Source organism: Pseudomonas sp. UMAB-08, from assembly GCF_900095225.1.
Lineage (GTDB): Bacteria > Pseudomonadota > Gammaproteobacteria > Pseudomonadales > Pseudomonadaceae > Aquipseudomonas.
Genome location: NZ_LT607415.1, coordinates 26,527 through 49,609 on the forward strand (window position 1 = coordinate 26,527; position 23,083 = coordinate 49,609).

Annotated in this window: 21 protein-coding genes and 2 pseudogenes; 16 read left to right on the plus strand and 7 right to left on the minus strand. The window is 55.5% G+C overall.

Going from position 1 to position 23,083, the window contains the following annotated elements:
• Nucleotides 1-2 precede the first annotated feature (2 nt).
• Nucleotides 3-1,121, minus strand: coding sequence for a dTDP-4-amino-4,6-dideoxy-D-glucose aminotransferase VioA (gene vioA, locus K0F75_RS03180; protein ID WP_219060399.1), 1,119 nt, complete (start codon nt 1,119-1,121; stop codon nt 3-5).
• Between the two features lie 380 nt (nt 1,122-1,501).
• Between vioA and K0F75_RS03185 the strand changes: the two are divergent.
• Nucleotides 1,502-1,870: pseudogene (locus K0F75_RS03185) on the plus strand (glutamine synthetase); the annotation flags it as partial.
• An 81-nt stretch (nt 1,871-1,951) separates the two neighbouring features.
• Nucleotides 1,952-3,310: an MFS transporter gene (locus K0F75_RS03190; protein WP_219060400.1), complete on the plus strand. Its 1,359-nt coding sequence runs from the start codon at nt 1,952-1,954 to the stop codon at nt 3,308-3,310.
• 121 nt (nt 3,311-3,431) lie between these two features.
• Here K0F75_RS03190 and K0F75_RS03195 read toward each other — a convergent pair whose 3' ends face one another.
• From K0F75_RS03195 to flgA, 4 genes are all read right to left on the minus strand, one after another.
• Complete coding sequence (locus K0F75_RS03195; RefSeq protein WP_219060401.1) at nt 3,432-4,181, minus strand: flagellar brake protein; 750 nt, start codon at nt 4,179-4,181, stop codon at nt 3,432-3,434.
• A gap of 84 nt (nt 4,182-4,265) precedes the next feature.
• Nucleotides 4,266-4,733, minus strand: coding sequence for a flagella synthesis protein FlgN (locus K0F75_RS03200; RefSeq protein ID WP_219060402.1), 468 nt, complete (start codon nt 4,731-4,733; stop codon nt 4,266-4,268).
• Nucleotides 4,734-4,782: 49 nt separating this feature from the next.
• Nucleotides 4,783-5,106, minus strand: a complete 324-nt coding sequence (flgM, locus tag K0F75_RS03205; protein ID WP_219060403.1) for a flagellar biosynthesis anti-sigma factor FlgM — start codon at nt 5,104-5,106, stop codon at nt 4,783-4,785.
• A gap of 142 nt (nt 5,107-5,248) precedes the next feature.
• Nucleotides 5,249-6,010, minus strand: coding sequence for a flagellar basal body P-ring formation chaperone FlgA (gene flgA, locus K0F75_RS03210; RefSeq protein ID WP_219060843.1), 762 nt, complete (start codon nt 6,008-6,010; stop codon nt 5,249-5,251).
• A 79-nt stretch (nt 6,011-6,089) separates the two neighbouring features.
• On the opposite strand from flgA, the gene K0F75_RS03215 reads away from it, so the two are divergent.
• The 7 genes and pseudogenes from K0F75_RS03215 (at nt 6,090) to K0F75_RS26030 (ending at nt 13,223) form a co-directional block, all read left to right on the plus strand.
• Nucleotides 6,090-7,019 carry a chemotaxis protein CheV gene (locus K0F75_RS03215; RefSeq protein ID WP_219060404.1) on the plus strand — a complete coding sequence of 310 codons (930 nt, stop codon included), beginning with the start codon at nt 6,090-6,092 and terminating at the stop codon, nt 7,017-7,019.
• Between the two features lie 54 nt (nt 7,020-7,073).
• Complete coding sequence (cheR, locus tag K0F75_RS03220; protein WP_219060405.1) at nt 7,074-7,901, plus strand: protein-glutamate O-methyltransferase CheR; 828 nt, start codon at nt 7,074-7,076, stop codon at nt 7,899-7,901.
• A gap of 267 nt (nt 7,902-8,168) precedes the next feature.
• Nucleotides 8,169-8,576, plus strand: a complete 408-nt coding sequence (gene flgB, locus K0F75_RS03225) for a flagellar basal body rod protein FlgB (RefSeq protein ID WP_219060406.1) — start codon at nt 8,169-8,171, stop codon at nt 8,574-8,576.
• A gap of 3 nt (nt 8,577-8,579) precedes the next feature.
• The gene (gene flgC, locus K0F75_RS03230) at nt 8,580-9,023 is read left to right on the plus strand and encodes a flagellar basal body rod protein FlgC (RefSeq protein ID WP_219060407.1); all 444 of its coding nucleotides are present in this window, start codon (nt 8,580-8,582) and stop codon (nt 9,021-9,023) included.
• 15 nt (nt 9,024-9,038) lie between these two features.
• Nucleotides 9,039-9,740: a flagellar hook assembly protein FlgD gene (locus tag K0F75_RS03235; RefSeq protein WP_219060408.1), complete on the plus strand. Its 702-nt coding sequence runs from the start codon at nt 9,039-9,041 to the stop codon at nt 9,738-9,740.
• Between the two features lie 28 nt (nt 9,741-9,768).
• The gene (gene flgE, locus K0F75_RS03240; protein WP_219060409.1) at nt 9,769-11,082 is read left to right on the plus strand and encodes a flagellar hook protein FlgE; all 1,314 of its coding nucleotides are present in this window, start codon (nt 9,769-9,771) and stop codon (nt 11,080-11,082) included.
• A 329-nt stretch (nt 11,083-11,411) separates the two neighbouring features.
• Nucleotides 11,412-13,223 (plus strand): annotated as a pseudogene (locus tag K0F75_RS26030) (flagellar hook-basal body complex protein).
• 174 nt (nt 13,224-13,397) lie between these two features.
• On the opposite strand, the gene pseH reads toward K0F75_RS26030, so the two are convergent.
• Nucleotides 13,398-13,946, minus strand: a complete 549-nt coding sequence (gene pseH, locus K0F75_RS03250) for a UDP-4-amino-4,6-dideoxy-N-acetyl-beta-L-altrosamine N-acetyltransferase (protein ID WP_219060410.1) — start codon at nt 13,944-13,946, stop codon at nt 13,398-13,400.
• Between the two features lie 122 nt (nt 13,947-14,068).
• The gene (locus K0F75_RS03255) at nt 14,069-14,278 is read right to left on the minus strand and encodes a hypothetical protein (protein ID WP_219060411.1); all 210 of its coding nucleotides are present in this window, start codon (nt 14,276-14,278) and stop codon (nt 14,069-14,071) included.
• A 291-nt stretch (nt 14,279-14,569) separates the two neighbouring features.
• Here K0F75_RS03255 and K0F75_RS03260 point away from each other — a divergent pair, with 291 nt between their 5' ends.
• From K0F75_RS03260 to K0F75_RS03290, 7 genes are all read left to right on the plus strand, one after another.
• Nucleotides 14,570-15,310 (plus strand): flagellar basal body rod protein FlgF, encoded by a 741-nt coding sequence (locus tag K0F75_RS03260; RefSeq protein WP_219060412.1) that lies wholly within the window; start codon nt 14,570-14,572, stop codon nt 15,308-15,310.
• Between the two features lie 46 nt (nt 15,311-15,356).
• On the plus strand, nt 15,357-16,145 hold the full coding sequence (gene flgG, locus K0F75_RS03265; protein WP_219060413.1) for a flagellar basal-body rod protein FlgG: 789 nt from the start codon (nt 15,357-15,359) through the stop codon (nt 16,143-16,145).
• 93 nt (nt 16,146-16,238) lie between these two features.
• Entirely contained in the window at nt 16,239-16,952 is a 714-nt protein-coding gene (flgH, locus tag K0F75_RS03270) for a flagellar basal body L-ring protein FlgH (RefSeq protein WP_219060414.1), read from the plus strand.
• A gap of 13 nt (nt 16,953-16,965) precedes the next feature.
• On the plus strand, nt 16,966-18,075 hold the full coding sequence (locus K0F75_RS03275; protein ID WP_219060415.1) for a flagellar basal body P-ring protein FlgI: 1,110 nt from the start codon (nt 16,966-16,968) through the stop codon (nt 18,073-18,075).
• A 10-nt stretch (nt 18,076-18,085) separates the two neighbouring features.
• Entirely contained in the window at nt 18,086-19,381 is a 1,296-nt protein-coding gene (gene flgJ / locus K0F75_RS03280; protein WP_219060416.1) for a flagellar assembly peptidoglycan hydrolase FlgJ, read from the plus strand.
• Nucleotides 19,382-19,391: 10 nt separating this feature from the next.
• Nucleotides 19,392-21,461, plus strand: a complete 2,070-nt coding sequence (gene flgK / locus K0F75_RS03285) for a flagellar hook-associated protein FlgK (protein WP_219060417.1) — start codon at nt 19,392-19,394, stop codon at nt 21,459-21,461.
• A gap of 13 nt (nt 21,462-21,474) precedes the next feature.
• Complete coding sequence (locus K0F75_RS03290) at nt 21,475-23,064, plus strand: flagellar hook-associated protein 3 (protein WP_219060418.1); 1,590 nt, start codon at nt 21,475-21,477, stop codon at nt 23,062-23,064.
• Nucleotides 23,065-23,083 lie beyond the last annotated feature (19 nt).

The window sequence follows — 23,083 nt, forward strand, 5'->3', positions numbered from 1 at the left end:
TATCAACCCCCGCTAGCGCTGAGCAGTATGTCGACGACTTCATCCTGGTTTTCGAATGACAGGTCAGGAAAAATCGGTAAACAGAGTACTTGGCTGGAAATCGAATGAGCGTGTGGGAGGCGTGAAGCGTCCCCGCTGGGCAGGCTTCGGTACATAGGGAATTCAGTAATAAGCGGGTAGAAATAGCGACGAACCATGATGTCGCGAGCACGGTAACGGTCATAAAGTTCATCGCGGCTCGCGCCAAACCTGGATTCATCGACCAGGATTGGAAAATAGGCGTAGTTCCAGTCCACGTGGTCGGGCACGTGCAGCAGCTGGATACCGTTTACGCCTGTCAACGCGCGTTGGTAACGTTCAAAAATACGTTTTCGTTGTGCCAGGGCCGAATCGATGTGTTTGAGTTGCAGCATGCCGAAAGCCGCTTGAATCTCATTCATCTTGCCGTTGATGCCGGGTGCCATGATGGTGACTTCATCAGCGAAACCGAAGTTCTTCAGGTAGTCGATGCGTTGTTTGATCTTCTTGTCCGGGCAGACAATGGCACCGCCTTCGAACGTATTGAAAACTTTGGTCGCGTGAAAGCTGAGAATCGATAAATCGCCTTGTTTCAGGATGCTGGTACCGTTTTGTCGAACGCCGAATGCGTGCGCGGCATCGTAGATAACCTTGAGCCCATAGGTGTCGGCTATTTTCTGGATGGCTTCGACGTCACAAGGTATGCCGTAGCAGTGAACCGGCAGGATGGCGGTGGTCGCGGGCGTGATCGCTTCCTCAACGCGTCGTGGGTCGAGATTATTGGTCAGCGGGTCGATATCGACAAAGACTGGCTTGACGTTGTTCCAGAGTAACGAGTGGGCAGTTGCGACGAACGAGTAAGGTGTGGTGATGACTTCGCCCGTGATGCGCAATGCCTGCAACGCGGTGACCAGCGCTAACGTGCCGTTGGAAAACAGGCATATATGTTCGACGCCCAAGTATTCTGCGAGCGCCGATTCTAATTGTTCATGAAAGGGCCCCCCATTCGTCAAACGCTTGCTTCTCCAGATTTCTTCGAGATAAGGAATGAATTCCTCTAAGGGAGGCAGCAGCGGACTGGTAACAGGGATCATTTTCGGCATGGAATGCACTGCTCAGTGTGATTTTAAAAGCCTCACGACACCTGTACCCTTTCGGCAAAAGCGGGGTTCAGCCAAGCACAATCTATAATCGGTTTGCCTGCCATGGAAATGGCGTTTTATTCTTGGCTCAATATAAAAAGCAAAAAGCTAGCCAACTTTCCGTGCACGTTGCGTAGTGCGCGGCGGGGCCAAACTGCTTGAAATTTCGAACGGGCGATGCGTATTTTGTACAAGGTGCCGGTGAATGGCTTGCACAGCAACAAAGGATGTAGAGTCATGACGATTAATGACCACCGCTCCCCTGCGGAGCGATTGGCGGGCATTGATGAGATTGAGTGTGTAACTCCTGGCTTGAACGGTGTACCACGGGGCAAGGTGATGACCGCCGAGGGTTTTCTCGAAGGGCGGCGAGTGCACCGGTCGCTAGAAAGGTGGAGAATCGGCTGCCTGGTGCGGACGCCAACCCTTATCTCGCCATCGCCGCAAGCCTTGCAGCCGGTCTTTATGGTATTGAGCATGAGCTGGAGCCAACAGCGCCGATCCAGGGTGAGATTCAAGTGCCGGATGAATTGTCATTACCGTGTACCTTACATGCCGCTCTGGAGCGTCTGAAGCGTAGCCAATTGGCGAAAGAGCTGTTTGGTAAAGCGTTCATCGAAGGCTACATCGCTTCGATGAGCATGGAACTGACCCGCTTTTTTGATGAAATTACTCCCTGGGAACGGCGCGTGCTGGCTGCTCAGGCTTAGAAACGTTGGTTTTGGAGTCGCCTGTCTGGGTGGCTCCATTCTTTTGCTCTTCTTCTTTTATGTGGAAAGCCTGGAACGTCGATGCGTCAAATCTGGAAGTCCTTTCGAGCGCTTTATTTTGCCTCGCTGATGATGCTTATCGGCTCGGGTCTGTTAAGTACCTATCTTGCTTTGCGCCTGGCGGCCGACCAAGTCGATAGCCTGTGGGTCGGCGCGTTGATGGCGGCCAACTACTTCGGTCTGGTATTGGGCGGCAAGATCGGTCACCGGCTGATTGGCAGGGTCGGGCACATTCGCGCCTACGCCACGTGCGCAGGTATTGTAGGCGCTGCGGTGTTGGGGCACGGGCTGGTCGACTGGCTGCCGGCGTGGTTGTTCCTGCGGGTCATCGTGGGCCTGGGGATGATGTGCCAGTACATGGTGATCGAAAGCTGGCTGAACGAGCAGGCACATGCCAAACAACGCGGCATTGTGTTTAGCGGTTACATGATCGCGTCTTACCTTGGCCTGGTGCTGGGTCAGCTTATTCTGGTTATTCACCCGTCATTGGGCCCCGAACTGCTGATGCTGGTCGCGTTGTGTTTTGCCCTGTGCCTTGTGCCGGTGGCGATGACCCGCAGTATTCACCCGGCGCCCATGCACCCGGCACCGCTGGAACCCCGTTTTTTCCTCAAGCGGGTGCCGCAGTCGTTGAGCACCGTATTGGGGGCCGGGCTGATCATCGGCTCGTTCTATGGTCTGGCGCCGCTGTATGCCTCCCAGCAGGGTTTGTCTACCGAGGCGGTGGGTTTGTTCATGGGTAGCTGCATTCTTGCGGGGCTGTTAGTGCAATGGCCGCTCGGCGCCTTGTCGGATCGCTATGACCGTGCCTTGTTGATTCGGATTTTTGCCGGTGCGCTGGCCTTGTTGGCTTTTCCCTTGGCGGTCATGCCGCAGGTGCCTGTGGAAGTATTGTTCGGGGTCGGCTTCTTCGCCTCTTTGATGCAGTTCTGTCTTTATCCGTTGGCCGTGGCCTTTTCCAATGACCACGTCGAAGGCGAGCGCCGTGTGTCACTGACCGCCATGTTGCTGATGACCTACGGTATCGGTGCCAGCATTGGCCCGTTGGCCGCGGGCGTAATGATGAAGATGTTCGGCAGCAACATGCTCTACGCTTTCGTCTGTTTTGCTGCCGTGATTCTGGTCTGGCGCATCCGGCCTAAGGCGGTGACCAATCTGCACCAGGTCGAGGACGCACCGTTGCAACACGTGGCGATGCCGGACAGCATGTCCAGCTCACCGTTGGTGGTCGCGTTGGACCCGCGTGTCGATGAGCAGGTGGTTCAGGATCAGATGCAGACGGCAGTCGAACCGCAAGAGGGGGCTGAAGCCGAAGGCGAGCCGCAAACGGAATCGCAGGCGACGGCTTCTACAGACGAGAGCGCTGACAAGCCTGTTTGATAGCGGAAAATTGCGCGATTGAGCGATTGAACTGCGAGGGAGAAGAAGCTGTACTCAGGGAGGAAAGGAGCATGCGATTGCGGCAGTCATTCGCCGCAATCGCTGATACTGCACACGCTGATCAGAAGTCGTCGTCTTTATCGAATCGCCGCGCTTCGCGCTGCAGCTGATAAACGAATCGCTCAACCTGGCGCTGTACCAGACCGCTCATGTTGTGGAAGCGCACACCGGCGAACGTGATGTTGATTCTTTCTTCGAAATGCAGGTAACGCAACTCGACGGGTGCGCTCATGTTGCCAAAAGGCAGGCCTGCAACAAAGCGTTCGTACACCTGGCCCAGCTGAAGTTGTTCGGAAATATCACCTTCAAATCGCAATTTGCAGCCCGTAGCGGAAATATCCAGGAGCTTGCCGTTCAGTGCTGATTTAACTTTGTCGCCGTTGACTTCAACATTGACCAATTGAGCCAGTTTCAGTGCTGCGCGAAAGGCGTTACGGCGCTGGTGATAAACCACTTCCGTCGGCATGGCGCCACGGTAGCAGCGATGACCGTCGTGATCGTCAATGGTCAGCGTCTCTTCGCACTCCCACGCAATCCTAACGCCGTCATGAAAGCCTTCAACGCGAAACGGTTCGCCGCTGGTCAAGAAGCGCTCGCCGTCGCGAGGGATCATTTCGTCGAGGGCAATTCCATTGCCGTCGCGATTTACCTCGATCAGATAGCTTTGAAAGCGCTGGGTGCGCTCATGAAAGGTAATGATCAGAGGGTCATGGCTGTCTAGCAGTAACCGCAGATTTGCGGCAATTTCCAAAGGTGTGGTGAGTACCTTTGGTGGCTGCGGAGCATCTTCCGCGCTTAAGGCATTGAACACGGTTCATCCTTCTCCAGGCAAAATACGACAGCACGTAATCGAGGGGCATTTTGCCAGCATGTTTGGTGCCTTGATACAGGAAATTTACGCCTGGCTCAGCGGGCGCGGCTTATGGACGCTGGATGTCGACCCACGGCTGTCATATAACATTGGCGCTTCACCGCCGGTGATAATTCTCATCTGATGGGCCGTGGAGGCTTGCTGAAGCTTGATCGAGTGACCATTGAGCTCGTTGGTGGCCCGGCAGTCGCTCATCAGGGCGCTGAGTGCGTCACCTTGGCTGAGCAACTCTTCACCGATCGATGAATGACTCGCCAGTTCCTCAAGGCCTTGACGATCAGGCCTCAGATTCAGGCTGGCAAGAATCTGGCTGCGTTTGCGGCCATGCTGCTCAAGCATGATCACCAGCGATTGTTTCTGCGCAAGAATATCTTCGAGTAAGAACATATCCCGACCATGCAGCGCCAGGGATTCGGCTTGCAATAGTTCCAACAGCTGTTGGGCCGGTGCGATATCGTCGGTAATCAGTTGCAATAGAGTAGTGTCGTGCATTGCATGCTCTGGGTTTTAGGCGTCCAAAAGCCCTGGCGCAGGCCTTTGGCTAGCGCTGGGCTTCGAAATTAAGCAGCTTGCTGGCTACACGACCGCTGTCGACCGTATAGCTGCCATCGGCAACGGCCTGTTTCAACTCTGCCACACGGGCACTGTTGACAACCGGCTGGCCGCGCAGCTTGTCGCTGATAGTCTGCAACTGTTGAGCCTCGTTACTAAGGTGCACGGCTTCTCCACTCGACGTGTTGACCGCTTCGGTGGTGGCTTTCGCGCTGGCGGAGGTTGCGGCATTGCCGGTCTCCTTGACATTGCTGGTGCGCGAGCCCGTCGACACGGAGGAGGAGCTGTTTAAACGACTAAAGTCGATGACCATGGTTGAGAACCTCTAGGTGTTTGGACGCTTGCCATGTTTTCGGCCAAACACAAGAAAACTTTAGGTGCGTTATTGAAACCAATAGAAACGCTGCCTGGCACAGGTTCTCAGTCTAGGAAACTCCGCGCCATCCCGCCAGCGATCACAAGGTCACTTCAACTTGCCCGGGTGCGGTTACATGCGCTTTGATCACCCGTTTCGAGTTCAGGTTCCGTACCCTGATCTGCTCACCCAGGCCGCCATCGGACAATGCCTCGCCAGGCATGCGGACCAGCAGTGTACCGCTCTTGGCAATAATCACCACCTGGTCGCCTTTTCGTATCAATTCTGCCTGTTCCATCTGCAGTGGGGTGATGATTTGCCCATTGACCATTTGTCGGGTCATCTTTTGCCCGATCGCCTCATCAAGAGACGTGATATAGCCCTGGGGCATCTGGCTGATATCGCGCTCGCTCAGGGATACGTCGTCTTCGCCGATGATGCCGCCACGCTTGAGCGGGCGTTTGACGATCACGACCTGACGAAATAAATGCACCTGGGCCGGCACGTATACAGTCCAGGGTAATGATCCTTCGCAACGAACCTTGACGGTCACGCGTCCCAGTGGCTGAGCGGGACTTTCGAGACTCGCAGTCAATTCCTTGTCGCACTGTGTCAGCGTCATGCGCGGATCGAGCTGGTTGACCTGAATTTGGTAGCGGCCTTCGGTTTGGGTCGTCGCCAGATAATCCTCTATGGAGAATTCAAGAAACCCTTGGGTCACGCCGATAAGCTGATCAGGAAGGCTTAAAGGCTCGCTCTGTGCGAATTGGCCGCCACTAAAAAGCCACAAAACGGCCGCCGTGCAGCGTAAGCTGCCGGAGCCAGATGTCATGCGTCGGAAAAATGTCGTTTTTGCATTCATAACAGTTAAAAAGCAAGCCCCGTGCCGCTTAGTCATTTAGGCAATTATGGGTTCGAAGCTTTGGTTCGGGAGTTAGGGCATGGCGGGTGTAATGGATTCGGTGAACCAGCGCACACAGCTGGTGGGGCAGAACCGTCTTGAGTTGTTGTTGTTCCGTCTCAACGGCCAGCAGCTCTACGGGATTAATGTGTTCAAGGTCAGAGAGGTGCTGCAATGCCCCAAGCTGACCGTGATGCCTAGGTCCAACCCAGTGGTGCGTGGCGTTGCAAATATTCGTGGGGCGACCATTCCGATCATCGATCTGGGGATGGCCACCGGCGCGAAAGCATTAGAGCGGGGTGTGAATGACACCTTCGTCATCATTACCGAGTACAACACCAAAATTCAGGGTTTTCTGGTGCATTCGGTAGAACGCATCGTCAATATGAACTGGGAGGAGATCCATCCGCCGCCCAAGGGAACCGGGCGCGATCATTATCTGACCGCGGTGACCCGAGTCGATAACCAGTTGGTCGAAATCATTGACGTGGAGAAAATCCTCGCGGAAGTGGCGCCGACTTCGGAAAGTATTTCGGTCGGTGTTGTCGATGAAGAGACACAGGCCAAAGCGTTGACCCTTCGAGTGCTGACCGTCGACGATTCGTCGGTTGCGCGTAAGCAGGTGACGCGTTGTCTGCAGACAGTCGGGGTCGAGGTGGTAGCCTTGAACGACGGTCGTCAGGCGCTGGATTACTTGCAGCGAATGGTCGAAGAGGGCAAGAAGCCTGAAGAGGAGTTTCTGATGATGATTTCAGACATCGAAATGCCCGAGATGGATGGGTATACCTTGACCTCGGCAATTCGCAACGATCCGCGCATGCAAAAAATACACATCATCCTGCATACTTCCTTGTCGGGCGTGTTCAACCAGGCGATGGTCAAGAAAGTCGGTGCAGATGATTTTCTTGCCAAGTTCCGGCCTGATGAGCTCGCCGCCCGGGTAGTTGATCGGATCAACGCAGTGAAATAATCGCCAAAGGGCGCCGCCCTTTGGCTGTACGCAAGATTGTAAGAGGCGGTTTCTTTGTCTACAGGTAATTTGGATTTCGAACAGTTCCGGGTCTTCCTGGAAAAAGCCTGTGGCATTTTGCTCGGTGAGAATAAGCAGTATCTGGTCTCAAGCCGTCTCAACAAACTCATGGACCAGCAAGGCATCAAGTCGCTGAGGGAGTTGATTCAGCGAATCCAGGCTCAGCCTCGCAGTGGTCTGCGCGAGCAGGTCGTGGACGCAATGACCACCAACGAGACGCTCTGGTTTCGCGACACCTACCCGTTCGAAGTCATGAAGAACAAAGTGCTTCCAGAAGCGATCAAGGCCAGCCCGAACCAGCGCCTGCGTATCTGGTCAGCGGCATGTTCTTCAGGTCAGGAACCGTACTCGCTATCGATGACGATCGACGAGTTCGAGCGCAGCAACCTCGGTCAGCTGAAGCAGGGCGTGCAGATCATCGCTACCGATCTTTCGGGGTTGATGTTGAACAACTGCAAGACGGGCGAATACGACAGTCTGGCGCTGGGTCGTGGGCTATCCCAAGAGCGTCTGCAACGCTTTTTCGATCCCAAGGAAGCGGGGCGTTGGGCAGTCAAGGCGCCCATCAAGAGCCGGGTCGAGTTTCGCTCTTTCAACCTACTCGACAGCTATGCAAGCCTGGGAAAATTCGACATCGTTTTTTGCCGCAATGTGCTGATCTATTTCTCGGCAGAGGTGAAGAAGGACATTCTGTTGCGTATCCACAGTACGCTTAAGCCCGGAGGCTACCTGTTTCTTGGGGCATCGGAAGCGCTCAATGGTTTGCCTGATCATTATCAGATGGTCCAGTGCAGCCCCGGGATCATTTACCAGGCGAAGTGATCGCTGCGCTAACAAAAGAGACCTTCGGGTCTCTTTTTTTGCATCAAGCAAACCGTTACTGCCCATCTGGGAGGAAACGGCAATGGCAAGAAAACGGCGCTGTGATTGCCGCTTTACCCCCGTATAGCGGAAATGCCTTGCCGCTTTTCTGTCGTTGCCGCCCCCTGATAGCCCGCAAGCCCTTGATTTGTGGCGCGGGCGAAGCTGGCACGCTGATTGCTTTGTGACTGATACGAAATTCAGGTCAGCCGCTAAAGGTTTCCCGACATGAGCATCAGCTTCGATAAAGCGCTAGGCATCCATGAGCAAGCCCTTGGCTTTCGCGCTCAGCGTGCAGAAGTCCTGGCCAACAACATCGCCAACGCCGACACGCCGAACTATAAGGCGCGAGACCTTGAGTTCTCGGCCGTGCTCGCAGCGCAAAGCGATAAAACCAAAAATGGCGCGTTTGGTCTTAAAACGACCAACACTCGGCACATTGACGCCGAAGGTCTGAGCGGTGGTGACGGGGCTCTGCTGTATCGCACGCCTAGCCAGCCTTCGCTTGACCAGAATACCGTCGATACGCAGGTTGAACAGGCCAGCTACGCGCAGAACGCCGTAGGCTTCCAGGCCAGTTTCACCCTGCTCAACAGCAAATTCAAAGGGTTGGTATCAGCCCTTCGTGGAGAGTAATCCATGTCCCTTGCAAGTGTTTTCAACATTGCCGGCAGTGGCATGAGTGCTCAGACCACGCGCCTGAATACCGTGGCCAGTAACATTGCCAACGCCGAGACAGTCTCGTCGAGCATGGATCAGACCTACCGCACTCGTCATCCTGTGTTTGCGACCGTGCTCCAGGGGCAGGGCAGCGGCGACGGCGGTTCGCTGTTCGGCAGTCAGGACGAAGCGGGTCAGGGTGTTCAGGTCAGCGGTATCGTCGAAGATCCGAGCAACCTCGAAGCACGTTATGAGCCCACGCATCCGGCGGCTGACAAGAACGGTTATGTCTACTACCCCAACGTCAATGTTGTTTCGGAAATGGCCGACATGATCTCGGCCAGCCGCTCGTTTCAGACCAATGCGGACATTATGAATACCGCCAAAACCATGATGCAGAAGGTCCTGACCCTCGGTCAGTGATAAGAGGCGCAGTCGATGACAACTACTAGTAGCGTCGGTCAGTCGGTTCTGGACCAGCTTCAGAAAACGGCAAGCTCAAGCAGCACAAAAAGCACCACCAGCACAACGGGAACTGCTTCGCTTGGCAAGGATTCGTTCCTGCAACTGCTGGTTACGCAGATGAAGAATCAAGACCCTCTCAGTCCGCAGGACAATACGCAGTTTGTATCCCAACTGGCCCAGTTCAGCAGCCTCGAGAGCATGCAGAACCTGAGCAGTACGGTTGATACGATTGCGAGCACTTATCAGTCGTCCCAAGCCTTGCAGGCTTCTTCTCTGGTTGGGCGTTCGGTGATCGTCAGCAGCGGTTCGGCAGTGGTCGATACCACAAAAGGTCTGACCGGTTCAGTGGTCATCCCGGCGTCGAACTCCTCTACCACGGTCAAAATCTCCGACGCGAGTGGGAACCTGGTCGACACCATCGATCTGGGCGCGCAGGCGGCGGGTACTACCAGCTTTACCTGGAACGGTCAGAACAGCGATGGCACGACGGCGGCGTCCGGTACTTACAGTGTCGTCGCCACCGGTACCGCCAATGGCACTGCTACTGCCTTGAGCACCTATCTGCCAGCCACCGTCAACAGTGTGACGATGGGTGTCAGCGGTGCGGAAATGACGCTCAACCTGGCAGGCGGCAGCAGTGTTGGCTTGTCCAAAGTGCAAACCATCGGAATATAGAGCCGACTAGACGGCAAAGGAGTTGAGCATGTCATTCAATATCGGCCTCAGTGGGCTCTATGCGGCAAACAAAAGTCTCGACGTTACCGGTAACAACATTGCCAACGTTGCGACCACGGGTTTCAAGTCGTCCCGTACCGAGTTCCAGGACCAGTACGCTGCTTCGATTCGCGGTACTTCCGGCGGTACCACTGCGGGTAGTGGCGTCAGCACGGCCGCCGTGTCCCAACAATTCACGCAGGGCACTTTGACTACTGGCACCGGCCGCAGCCTTGATTTGGCGATTAACGGCAACGGTTTCTTCATGGTTAGTAATAACGGCGAAAAACTCTATACCCGTGCCGGTGCGTTCTACCCTGACAAAAGTGGTAACGTCGTCGATGCCTCCAACAACAAGTTGCAGGGCTACAGTGTTAATGCGGCAGGCAATGTCGTGAACGGTGTATTGACCGATCTTAAAATCGACTCGTCGAATCTGGCACCTAGCCCGACAGGTATCGTCACCATTGCGTCCAACCTGAATTCTTCGTCGAAACTTCCGACGGTCGCGCCGTTCGATCCGAGTGACGTGAACAGCTACACCAGCACGTACAGCACGCCGCTCTATGACAGTCAGGGCAACGAGCACTCCATGAGCCAGTATTTCGCCAAGACGGGCACTAACGCCTGGACGATGTACACGTTGGTTGATGGTCGCAATGCAGCTGACCCTACGAGTGCGGTGGCGGACCCGATGAACCTGACCTTCAAACCTGACGGTTCGCTGGACACTACTGCGCTGGCTACAACGGGGAACCTGGCCGTCAACGCGGACGGTACTTTTACCTTGAACAACTGGAAGCCAGCGGCACAAGTCGGTACGACAGGCGTCTGGGCGATCAACGGTGCTGCGGCCAAAGTGGGCGGTGTCAAGCTGGACATGCTCGCGACCACCCAGACTAACTCGGTGTCGGGAGCAATCACCAAGACTCAGGACGGCTTCGCAACAGGTCAGTTGTCGGCCATGTCGGTTGACCCAGCCGGCAACCTGTTCGCCACCTACACCAATGGTCAGTCCAAGGTCATTGGGCAAGTGTCGTTGACCAACTTCGCCAACGTTCAGGGTTTGGCTCCAGCAGGCGGTACTAGCTGGCGTGAAACCTATGCGTCTGGGGTTCCGGTCACGGGAGTGCCGGAGTCAGGCACACTTGGCAGTCTCACGGGTGAGGCGCTGGAAGACTCTAACGTCAATCTGACCAGTGAACTGGTCGACTTGATCAAGGCGCAAAGCAACTATCAGGCGAACGCAAAAACCATTTCGACTCAAAGCACTATTATGCAGACCATCATTCAGATGGCGTGATAAATATGCGTTGATGCAGTGATGAATGAAGCCCCTTTTCGAAGGGGTTTTTTATTGGGTACGATTTAGTATTTCTATCGTTGGTTGTCCAGTCGCTATTGAGGTTTGTCGTCACGCCTTGAGTGCGATTCAGGTAGGTAATTGCGCTCAAGTTAAGGTGTGAAAGTTATAGCTGATTCCTACTGTATATGTAGAAAATTTCTACTTTCGATAATGCGAGAATAAAACTCAGAAGGAAACAGGCGGTACTTAAGTTCAAGTATTGCAAGGTTTTGCTGTGAAAAAAATGCATTAACGAGAGCGTCGTTCAATACGACACAGGAGTGTTTATGTCATTCAATGTTTCCCTGAGTGAGCTGCACGCTGCTCATAAAAGACTTGAGGTCGCCGGCAACAACATCGCTAACGTGGGGACTCATGGTTTCAAGTCATCCCGTGCGGAATTTGCTGCACTGTATTTAAGCGCGCAACTGGGCAATGGACACAACTCTGTCGGTGATGGTGTTCGTCTGGCGAATGTCTCGCAAAACTTCAGTCAGGGTGGCGTTGATGCCAGTTCGGGTGGGGTTCTGGATATGCGTATACAGGGTAAAGGCTTTTTCGTGGTAAGCGACAATGGAGCGCTGAGCTATACCCGCGCCGGCGCGTTCAAAATGGACAAGAACGATTATATTGTTGATAACGAAGGCAACCGTTTGCAAGGCGATGGCGTAAACGCCAAAGGTGATGTCGTCAATGGTGTGCGCACCGACCTGAAGATCGATACCACTAACATGGCACCCAAGGCCACCACTGAGGTGATCGAAACAATGAACCTTGATTCTTCTCAAGCCGCACTCTCGGCACTTCCAGTGTTTAATCCGGATGACCCGAGTACCTATTCGAAAGTGATCAATAGAACAGTTCAGGATAAAGGAATCGATGCGGTTGCGGAGGTCAGGGGCAAGGATGCGCAAGGGAATGAAATAGTGCTAATCCAGGCCCAGCCTGCCGTTCCTCCTGCGGACCATGAACTAAAACAGTATTTCGCTAAAACCGACGCCAACCAATGGGTTATGTACACCCTTGTTGATGGCCGCAATCCAGTGGATCACTCAGCGACCACGCCGCTGAAGGTAATGATTACGAAAAACCCTGACGGCAGCCTGTCATCGGCGGGCGAGGGTGAACATATCAAAAAAACAGGTGACACAGAGTTCACCCTGAACGGTTGGAAACCCGCCCAGCAACTCAATGGTCTTTGGGCTGCCAGTCCTGCCGCTAACGACGGATCGATTATGCTTTCTTTAGACGACGGTGCAGTCAACGGAGTTGATGAGGGCGACGTCGTGATGGGGTGACGTGTTCCGATGTTCGACCCCAACGATGTCACGACGTTTAACAAGTCGTTCGCAACCCCGATCTACGACAGTCTGGGCAACAAACATGAGATGACTCAATACTTCGTCAAGGATGATACGAACAGTTGCAAAATGCATGTTCTCGTCAACGGTCGAAACCCGGCGGCCCCGGAGAAAACCGATCCGGCCTCGGCGCAGATAACATTCGATTCCTACGGGTCGGTTCAAGCAATCACCGGCAGTGAAGGTCTTGCGGTAGCAAACCGGACATTGACCCTGGGGCGGTGGGTACCTGCCAAGGTGATTGACGGGGGTACCAATAGCGAAAAATGGGTATCCAACGGTGCCCGGAGCAGTTCGGGTGGTATTGCCATTGATTTGAACAAGCTCAGCCAACATAACGCAGAGACTGCGCGCGTTTCAGCTCAGCAGGACGGGCATGCGGCAGGTAATATCAACAACATCAGCATCGATATGAATGGCGTTGTGAGTGCTGGTTTCACGAATGGGCTGTATAAAAAAATCGGCCAGGTCACGCTCGCCAGCTTTGCCAATGAGCAAGGTTTACAGCCAGGCAGTCATACCCATTGGCGGGAAACAAATGCTTTAGGTATCGCCAATCTCGATGCGCCCAAAGTCGGTACGTTGGGCAGTATTGTCTCGGGTGCACTTGAGGGCTCCAACGTCGAATTGACCAACGAACTCGTGGAGCTGATCCAGGCGCAGGTTGCCTATCAGGCCAACTCCAAAGCCTTGTCTACAGAAGCGACATTGATGCAGACGCTGATCCAGGCGACGTAAGCTGCGGTCTCTGGTAAGTCCCGACTTGTCGGGGCGTTCCACTCCAACCCAGTGGAGCCCGGAAGCTACTTGACGACGTCAGTTTTTACAGCGCTCGAACACTGTCCACCGCAAGAGAATCATGCGGTTGAGTTAAGCGGGGCTCCACACATTTTTCAGAGATCTGAACGCGTTTCAGCGACTCAGCCGTGCAATGACGTTCAGCATGTTCGGTCGTTGAGCAGTCCATTCATCTTTGGTGATGCCGAGCATTACCACGTCCACGCGACAGCCGTCTTTCAAGATGTTTTTACGGCGAATACCCTCAATGGAAAATCCAAATTTTTGGTGCATTTTAATAATCGAAGGGTTCGTTTCAAGCACCTCGCAATTCAGCTTTTCGAGGCATCCTTCGTTGAAAGCATGGTCAAGCATCCAGAACTCAAGGAGGCTTCCGATACCCTTTCCCTGTTGCGCGACGTCTAGATAAAATGCCCAATCTGCTGTTTTCTGAGTCGCATTTATTGCGTTGAGTAAAACGACGCCAGCGAGATGCCCTTGGCTCATGACGACGAATACCGACTGGCGAGTATTTCCAGCGAGAGACGCTAACCAATGGTTGTGTTCATCCTCACCGATCTCGTGGGAGGTGTACATGTACTTTCTAACCTCTGGCTGGTTGCGCAGTTTGCGCACCTGAGCTTGGGTTGCCTGACTTGCGTTGATGAGTGGAACGAATTCCATTTGCCTAACCTATGCCTTGATGAATAAGGGGCTGAATGCAAGATGGCATCGTGCTCTCCTGCTCAATTCTTGCCTTGGCGGACGCGTCTGCGAAGTCGGTATTTCAGGCACTACCCGCACATTTAACTCGGCCGCCCTGGATATCGGCAACTCGCGTCTCTGTAGGGGCCGTCAATCAGCTTGAATGCCGATTTTGGATTGACCCACTGCTTGCAGATAACCCGTGTCGCGCCTTGCCATTTGTACCAGGGCGCCGTGGCGGCTTGGGCCTGGATCGGGATGAAGGTCAGGCCGGCCACAAGTGAAAAAATCAAGCGGGTTTGAAGGGGCATATAGACCTCGTTGGGTATTGATCAAATGTTACCGCGATGAACCCTTTTGTATCCTGCTTTTATTGCTTTCTCCCTCGGTGAGGGTTTTCTGACGGCAACATCCCGTCATTCGGCCAAATGCGGCAGTCCGCCGCCGCGTACGCCCGAGCTGCGCTCTCTGTTCTGGCGTTTTCCCTCGTTAATGGTGGAAAATCAAGATGTTGTGTCGTGAAAGATTAGTTGGTTCGAATATTGCTACAACGTTTTTAGAACGGCTACAGGCGGCAAACGTCTGTCAGGGGAGGAAAGACTGTGGACAAGTTGCTTTACGTGGCAATGAGCGGTGCGTCTGAGAACGCCATCGCACAGAAGGCTCATGCGAACAACCTGGCGAACGTCTCGACCAACGGTTTTCAGCGTGACCTTGAGCAGGCGCGCTCGATCCCCGTGTTTGGTGAGGTCATGCCTTCGCGTGCCTATGCCATGAGTGAGCGTCCGGGGACTGATTTCTCAGGCGGCGCCATGATCGACACGGGTCGTGATCTGGATGTTGCCGTGAAAGGGGATGGCTGGATCGCGGTACAGACCGCGGACGGCGGTGAGGCGTACACGCGCTCTGCCAGTCTGAATGTCGATGCGCTCGGTGTTTTGCGGGCTGGCAATGGTTTGCCGGTCATGGGCAATGGTGGGCCGATTGCCGTGCCGCCCCAGCAACAAATTGAGATCGGTGTCGACGGCACCATCAGCGTTCGCTCGATGGGTGAAGGTCCAAAGGTGATGGCGCAGGTGGACCGGATCAAGCTGGTCAAACCTGACATGAAAAACATGGAGAAGGGTGCCGATGGCCTGATCCACACCAAGGACGGCAAGGCTGCCGGGGCTGACGGCACCGTCCAGGTCGAGTCAGGATTTCTGCAAGCGAGCAACGTCAATGCCGTTGAGGAAATGACATCGGTACTGACACTGTCCCGTCAATTTGAATTGCACATCAAGATGATGAAGACAGCTGAAACAAACGACGAGTCGATGGCTCGGGTCTTGCAGATTAGCTAAATATTGACAGCTTGCGCCGATAATCAGGCGCTCGAGGAGAGAAAGAATGCTTCCGGCACTTTATGTAAGCAAGACCGGTCTGGCCGCTCAGGACATCAACCTGACGACGATCTCCAACAACCTGGCGAACGTATCGACCACAGGTTTCAAACGTGATCGCGCCGAGTTTCAGGACTTGCTCTATCAGATCAAGCGTCAACCAGGCGCTCAGTCGACTCAGGACAGCGAGCTGCCATCCGGTCTGCAGCTGGGTACCGGTGTGCGCATTGTCGGAACGCAGAAAAACTTTTCGGCCGGCAGCCTGCAAACGACGGATCAGCCGCTCGATCTGGCGGTCAACGGACGCGGCTTTTTCCAGATCATGCAGCCCGATGGCACCGTGGCCTACAGCCGCGACGGTACGTTCCACCTGAACAGCAACGGCCAGATCGTGACCGCCAATGGTTATGCCCTGGAGCCAGCGATTGTCGTCCCAGCCCAGGCTCAGACGTTCACTGTGGGCCAGGACGGGACAGTGTCGGTGACCCTGGCAGGCGCCAACGCCACCTCCCAGGTGATCGGCAACCTGCAAACCGCTGACTTCGTCAACCCGTCAGGTCTGCAGTCGGTGGGCAGCAACCTGTTCCTGGAGACCGCTTCAAGCGGTGCTCCTCAAGTGGGTACGCCAGGGCTGAACGGTTTTGGTACGACACAGCAGAACACCCTGGAAGCCTCCAACGTGAGCACCGTCGAGGAGATGGTCAACATGATCACCACCCAGCGCGCCTACGAGATGAACTCCAAAGTGATCTCCACCGCTGACCAGATGCTGCAGTACGTGACGCAAAATCTGTAAGGCTCTGATGGGCCTGTTCGGCCTGTCGATACACCTGATCAATTGGACGGGGTGCCCGGTCGGCACCTGCTACACCGCGAGGTTTTAAGTGTCATGAAACGGCTTCTTGTTCTGCGGCTTTCCGTGCTGGTCGCTTCGCTCTGCGGAATCGCTCTCCTGGCGGGCTGCGTCGCGCCTGTGGCCAAGCCTAATGACCCTTATTACGCGCCGGTGTTGCCGCGCACGCCACTGGCTGCTGCCGCGAACAACGGTTCGATTTATCAGGCCGGTTTTGAGCAGAACCTGTATGACGACCGCAAGGCTTATCGGGTCGGTGACATTATTACCATCACGCTTTCCGAGAAAACCGCCGCGAGCAAGGCAGCCAGTTCCGGGCTGACAAAAAACAGCACTAACAGCATAGGTCTGACGTCGTTGTTCGGCGCTGGGGTGACCACCAATAACCCGGTGGGCAGCGGCGATCTGAGCCTCAACGCGGGCTATAACGGCGCACGCACCACCAAGGGTGATGGCAAGGCGGCCCAAAGCAACAGCCTGACGGGGTCGGTGACGGTCACGGTGGCTGACGTCCTGCCCAACGGTATCCTCGCGGTTCGCGGCGAGAAATGGTTGACCCTTAACACGGGGGATGAGCTGGTGCGTATCGCGGGCTTGATCCGTGCTGACGATATCGCCACGGATAACACGGTGTCCTCCACTCGAGTGGCCGATGCACGCATTACATATTCGGGTACCGGTTCGTTCGCCGATACCAGTCAACCGGGGTGGTTCGATCGGTTCTTCCTCAGCCCGTTGTTCCCTTTCTGATCGCGGGATAGACATGCATACGTTCAAGCAACTGATGGCTGCGGTACTGCTGTTATCCACCACACTCGGCGTTCATGCCGAGCGTTTGAAGGACATCGCCAGCATTTCCGGGGTTCGGACCAACCAATTGATCGGCTACGGCCTGGTGGTCGGTCTCAACGGTACCGGCGACCAGACCACGCAGACCCCGTTCACGCTGCAGACGTTTAACAACATGCTGGCCCAGTTCGGTATCAAGGTGCCGAGCGGCTCAGGCACCGTACAGCTGAAAAACGTCGCCGCGGTGGCGATATATGCTGATCTGCCGCCATTCGCCAAACCGGGTCAGATGGTCGACATCACCGTGTCGTCCATCGGTAACTCGAAAAGCTTGCGCGGCGGCAGCCTGTTGATGACCCCCATGAAAGGTATCGATGGCAACGTCTACGCCATTGCCCAAGGCAACCTGGTGGTGGGTGGTTTCGACGCCGAAGGCCGCGATGGCTCGAAGATTACGGTCAACGTTCCTTCGTCCGGTCGTATTCCGGGTGGCGCTTCGGTCGAGCGTTCAGTGCCAAGTGGATTCAATCAGGGCAATAGCCTGACCTTGAACCTCAACCGATCCGACTTCACCACCGCCAAGCGTGTCGTCGACAAAATCAACGACATGCTCGGTCCAGGCGTGGCTAAAGCGCTGGACGGTGGATCGGTGCGGGTGACTGCGCCACTGGACCCGAGTCAGCGGGTCGACTACTTGTCGATTCTCGAGAACCTGGAGATCGATCCGGGTCAGGCGGCGGCCAAGGTCATCATCAACTCGCGTACTGGCACCATCGTGATTGGCCAGAACGTCAAGGTTTCACCGGCAGCCGTGACGCACGGCAGCCTGACCGTGACCATCACCGAAGACCCGATTGTCAGTCAGCCGGGTGCGTTGTCTGGCGGTCAAACGGCTGTGGTCCCGCGTTCGCGAATCAATGCGGCGCAAGAGCTGCACCCGATGTTCAAGTTCGGCCCGGGTACCACGCTGGATGAGATCGTGCGAGCGGTCAATCAGGTCGGCGCAGCGCCAGGTGACTTGATGGCGATTCTCGAAGCCCTGAAGCAGGCCGGCGCGCTGCAAGCCGACCTGATCGTCATCTGAGGACTTGAGTATGGACATGCCGAAAAGCGGAGTGCCGTCGGCTAGCGACTCAGGCGCTTATACCGACCTGAATCGTCTGAACGCCCTGAAAACGGGGGACAAGAACAGTGACGCTAACCTGAAGAAGGTGGCTCAGGAGTTCGAGTCGCTGTTCGTCAGCCAGATGCTCAAGTCCATGCGTTCTGCCAACGAGGTGATGGCCAAGGACAACCCGATGAATACGGCAGCGACTCGGCATTACCAGGACATGTACGACCAGCAGTTGTCAGTGAGCTTGTCCAAGCAGGGTCGCGGTATCGGCTTGCAGGATGTGTTGATGCGACAGCTGTCTAAAACCAAGGGGGCTCATCCTTCCGAGTCTGCGTCTGGCAATCTGACAGCCACCACGTCGCTCAACAAGAGTCCGGCTTCGACGGGTTCGGATCAGGACAGTACTGCCCTGGCGACCAATATTGCTCAGCGACCGCTGTGGGCCACGCGGTCGGTTGCAGTGGATCGGGCGCATGCGGCGACTGCCGCTGCTGCTTCCGTCAGCGGTGTCGAGCGCAATGATGTGGCAATGCTCAACCAGCGCCGACTGTCGTTGCCAAGCAAGCTTGCTGACCGTTTGCTGGCGGGCATTGTCCCGGCCACGACAGTCGCAAGCGAAAGCAGTGTGAAAAATCGTATTGCGGCACCGGGTGCTGCTGGCGGCAGCGCCACATTCGCCGGCAACGGCGATTGGACTCAGGACCCGAACCTTTCCCTGTCGGCGCGTGCGCAGGGTCGCACAATAGCTCAGCCACCGCTGGCGCCGGGGGGTAAAGCGTTCCGTACTGCTGACGACTTTGTCGCGACCATGTTGCCGCTGGCCAAGGATGCTGCGGCGCGCATTGGCGTCGATCCAACCGTATTGGTGGCACAGGCGGCCCTGGAAACCGGTTGGGGCAAATCGGTCATGCGTCAGCAGGATGGCAGCAGCAGCCATAACCTGTTTGGCATCAAAGCGCAGGGTAACTGGCAGGGCCCCGAAGCGCGGGCCATCACCAGTGAGTTTCGTGATGGGCAGATGGTCAAGGAGACGGCGGACTTCCGTTCTTACGACTCTTACTCCGACAGCTTCCATGACTTGGTCACCCTGTTGCAGAGCAACAATCGCTATCAAGGTGTGCTGAAGTCGGCCGATAACCCTGAACAGTTTGTGAAAGAGCTGCAGAAGGCCGGTTACGCCACGGACCCGGACTACGCCAGCAAGATTTCGCAAATTGCCAAGCAGATGAAGAGCTACCAGAACTACGCGGTAGTGAGCTCTTCCACGACTTTATAAGGCTTGAATCATGTCACTGATTTCAATTGGGCTCTCAGGGCTGACTGCTAGTAGTGCGGCGATCAACACGATCGGTAACAACACCGCCAACGTTGATACCGCAGGCTATTCTCGTCAGCAGACGATGACCGTTGCTTCGGCCTCGCAGAACATCGGCTCGGGCTTTATCGGCACCGGGACGACGCTGTCTGACGTGCGGCGAATCTACAACAGTTACCTCGACAGCCAGTTGCAATCCAGTACTGCCCTCAATTCAGATGCTACGGCGTTCCTGGGGCAGGCCAGTGCGACCGATACGTTGCTGTCTGACAGCAGCACCGGGATCTCGACCGTGCTGGCCACTTTTTTCACTCAGTTGCAGGGTGTCTCGACGACGGCAACCGATTCCAGTGCTCGATCACAGTTTCTAACGACAGCCAATGCGCTCGGTGCTCGGTTCAATTCGATTTCCACGCAATTGGCCGCACAAAATTCATCTATTAATAGCCAGCTGACTAGCATGGCGGGTCAGGTCAATGCGCTTTCGTCATCGATTGCGAGCTTGAATCAGCAGATTACTCAGGCCTCTGCCAGCGGCTCAACGCCCAATAGTCTGCTCGATGCTCGCAACGAGTCAGTGCGTCAGCTCAACGTGCTGGTTGGCGCGAAAGTGGTGAGTAACAACGGCAGTTACGATGTGTACATCGGTACTGGTCAGTCGCTGGTCAGTGGCACGACCGCTAACAGCTTGTCTGCGGTGCCAGGCACGAGCGATCCTTCGCAGTACAGTTTGAAAGTGAACTACTCACAGACCAGTTCAGACGTGACGTCGGTCGTGACCGGCGGCACCATCGGCGGTCTGTTGCGCTACCGCAGCGATGTATTGGCACCTGCCGTTAATGAGTTGGGGCGTGTGGCTTTGGTCGTTTCAGACCAGGTCAACAGTCAGTTGAACCAAGGTATCGACAGCAACGGCAACTTTGGTAGCAATCTGTTCAACAGTATCAATGCTACCGATCAGATCAATCAGCGCAGCCTTGCCTCGTCAGGCAACAGAGCAGGGTCGGGTAATCTCGACGTGACTATTGCCGATACTGGCAAGCTCACTGCAAACGACTATCAGGTCACTTTCACCGGCAGCCCCGGCAGCGTCAGCAGCACCTACAACGTCAAGCGCCTGCCTGATGGTTCGAGTGTGGGGGGGACCTATGATATCAGTACTCTTCCGCCGCCGATCATCGACGGCTTTTCGTTGTCGCTCAATGGCGGTGGCGCGAGCACGATGCGCACGGGGGACAGCTTCAAAATCACCCCGACCCGGAATGCGGCGGCAGGTATCGCGACCGTGATGAGTGATGCCAAGACCATTGCCGCTGCCGCGCCGCTGACCGCGACCGCTGGCGCGAGCAATATAGGTTCAGGCTCGATCACCCAGCCCGTGCTGACGACTCGTCTGGATATCTACAATTCGACCGCCAGCACCGACTTGCGCACGGCCTTGAAGGATTCGACGCCGGTCAAACTGGTTTTCGGGGCCGTTAGCGGCGGAGCTCAAAGCTATAAGTTACTCGATGCCAAGGGGCAGCCGGTGCTTGATGCGTCGGGCACTGCCGTTACCGGCTCCATGGTGCCTGGGCAGAGCAATACGCTGAGTTTCTCCGTGAGGTATTCCGATTCCTCCGGCGCAGCGCAGGCCTACAAATTCGAGATGACAGTGGCGGGTTCACCGAGCCCGAACGATACCTACAGTATCAGCCTCACGGGTGCTGGTTCTGCGGATAACCGCAACGCTCAAGCTGCATTGACGTTGCAGACCAAGCAGACGGTGGATGTTTCTTCGGCCAACAATGGGATGAGCCTGTCCGGCGCTTACGGCAAGCTGGTCGTGAACGTGGGGGCACAAGCCAGTCAGGCCAAAAGTGACAGCTCTGCGACCACGGCGGTACTGACTCAGGCCAAAAGCGCGCGCGATGGTGTCTCTGGCGTGTCTCTCGATGAAGAGGCTGCCAGCTTGGTCAAGTATCAGCAGTACTACACCGCCTCTTCGCAGATTATCAAGGCTGCGCAGACCATTTTCAGCACGCTGATCAACAGTCTTTAAGGAATCGTAAACCATGCGTATTTCCACTGCCCAGTTTTACGAAGCCAGCGCCACGAACTACCAACGCACCTATAACAATGTGATCACGACCGGTAACGAGGTTTCCAGTCAAGTCAAGCTCAACACCGCTGGCGACGATCCGCTCGGTGCGGCACGCGTGCTTCAGCTCGCGCAACAAAGCTCAATGCTCGACCAGTACAAGACCAACATCAGCACTGTTAACTCCAATATGACCCAGGCCGAAACGGCGCTGAGCAGCATCTCTGATGCATTGCAGACAGCCAAGGAATTGGTGATCAAGGCGGGTGGGGTGTTTACAGATGCCGACCGAAAAGCCAATGCTGCCGAACTGACCCAGCTCCAGGCTCAGATAGTGGGACTGATGAACAGTCAGGACGCCAACGGCCAGTATTTGTTCTCTGGCTCCAAGTCCACGACGCCGCCGTATGCATTGAACAGTGACGGTACCTATAGCTATAACGGTGATCAGACGTCGATAGACCTGCCCATCGGCGACGGGCTTAAAGTGGCGAGTAACACCACTGGCTGGGATGCTTTCGAGCAGGCGATCAATACTACGCGCACGTCCAGTACCCTGACGTCGCCAGCGGTGGATGACGGCAAGGTGAGTTTGTCGGGTGGTGTTGCGGGTTCAAGTAGCACCTACAATTCAAAATTTGTTGGTGGCCAACCTTACACCGTGGCGTTTCTCAGTAGCTCGCAGCTGAAGATCACAGATGCAGCAGGCAACGATGTGACGACTGAAGCCAATCAGGCGGGTGTATTCAGTTCGACCAGTGCTGCGAATCAGACTGTCAGTTTTCGTGGCGTCAGTTTGAACTTGAACATCAACCTGACGGATGCGGAGCGGGCGACCACCGCTTCCTCGGATGCCGCTATCGCGGGTCACAGCTTTCAATTGGCTGCCACGCAGAGCAGTATCAGTACGTCGCGCAGCCCAGGTAATCCGTCGTCCGCAACGATTACGGCTGCATCAGCGGGCACTAGCGCTGCTGACATGACTGCATACAACAACAGTTTCCCGGCGGGTGGGGCAATTCTCAAGTTCAGCAGTGCCACCAGCTACGATCTCTACGCATCACCGATCACGGCGAGTAGCACGCCGGTTTCCAGCGGCAGCTTGAGCGGTTCTACAGCCAAGGCATCGGGCGTCAATTTCACCCTGAGTGGCTCACCAGCGGCAGGCGATCAATTCGTGGTGCAAGCCAGCACCCATCAGACTCAGAATATTCTGAATACGCTGACGTCAGTAATTACCGCACTGAACACTCCAGCCGACGGCAACCCGGTTGCCACGCAGAAATTGAACAGCTCGCTTGATTCAGCGTTGGGCAACCTGACCAGTGGCACCGAGCAGATAAGTACTGCGATCAGCTCCGGCGGTGCGCGACAGAATGCTACGACTAATCAAGGCATCACCAATGACAGTCTGCAGGCATCCAACTCCACGAACCAGTCTGCGATCACTGCTTCCGACCCAGTGGACGCCATCGCTCGCCTGACGATGCAGAAGACCATGTTACAGGCGATGCAATTGGTATTTACCCAGGTCTCCCAATTGAACCTGTTCAGCAAAATTTAAATGTCTGCCCGGAAGGTAG

Bases quoted from the DNA above. Each gene is read 5' to 3' on its own strand.
- K0F75_RS03215 (WP_219060404.1), top strand. From the start codon at position 6,090: ATGGCGGGTGTAATGGATTCGGTGAACCAGCGCACACAGCTGGTGGGG.
- K0F75_RS03255 (WP_219060411.1), bottom strand. From the start codon at position 14,278: ATGCCCCTTCAAACCCGCTTGATTTTTTCACTTGTGGCCGGCCTGACC.
- flgJ (WP_219060416.1), top strand. From the start codon at position 18,086: ATGGACATGCCGAAAAGCGGAGTGCCGTCGGCTAGCGACTCAGGCGCT.
- K0F75_RS03200 (WP_219060402.1), bottom strand. From the start codon at position 4,733: ATGCACGACACTACTCTATTGCAACTGATTACCGACGATATCGCACCG.
- flgK (WP_219060417.1), top strand. From the start codon at position 19,392: ATGTCACTGATTTCAATTGGGCTCTCAGGGCTGACTGCTAGTAGTGCG.
- flgH (WP_219060414.1), top strand. From the start codon at position 16,239: ATGAAACGGCTTCTTGTTCTGCGGCTTTCCGTGCTGGTCGCTTCGCTC.
- flgA (WP_219060843.1), bottom strand. From the start codon at position 6,010: ATGAATGCAAAAACGACATTTTTCCGACGCATGACATCTGGCTCCGGC.
- vioA (WP_219060399.1), bottom strand. From the start codon at position 1,121: ATGCCGAAAATGATCCCTGTTACCAGTCCGCTGCTGCCTCCCTTAGAG.
- flgC (WP_219060407.1), top strand. From the start codon at position 8,580: ATGTCCCTTGCAAGTGTTTTCAACATTGCCGGCAGTGGCATGAGTGCT.
- K0F75_RS03290 (WP_219060418.1), top strand. From the start codon at position 21,475: ATGCGTATTTCCACTGCCCAGTTTTACGAAGCCAGCGCCACGAACTAC.
- pseH (WP_219060410.1), bottom strand. From the start codon at position 13,946: ATGGAATTCGTTCCACTCATCAACGCAAGTCAGGCAACCCAAGCTCAG.
- flgB (WP_219060406.1), top strand. From the start codon at position 8,169: ATGAGCATCAGCTTCGATAAAGCGCTAGGCATCCATGAGCAAGCCCTT.
- flgE (WP_219060409.1), top strand. From the start codon at position 9,769: ATGTCATTCAATATCGGCCTCAGTGGGCTCTATGCGGCAAACAAAAGT.
- flgM (WP_219060403.1), bottom strand. From the start codon at position 5,106: ATGGTCATCGACTTTAGTCGTTTAAACAGCTCCTCCTCCGTGTCGACG.
- flgG (WP_219060413.1), top strand. From the start codon at position 15,357: ATGCTTCCGGCACTTTATGTAAGCAAGACCGGTCTGGCCGCTCAGGAC.
- K0F75_RS03235 (WP_219060408.1), top strand. From the start codon at position 9,039: ATGACAACTACTAGTAGCGTCGGTCAGTCGGTTCTGGACCAGCTTCAG.
- K0F75_RS03190 (WP_219060400.1), top strand. From the start codon at position 1,952: ATGCGTCAAATCTGGAAGTCCTTTCGAGCGCTTTATTTTGCCTCGCTG.
- K0F75_RS03275 (WP_219060415.1), top strand. From the start codon at position 16,966: ATGCATACGTTCAAGCAACTGATGGCTGCGGTACTGCTGTTATCCACC.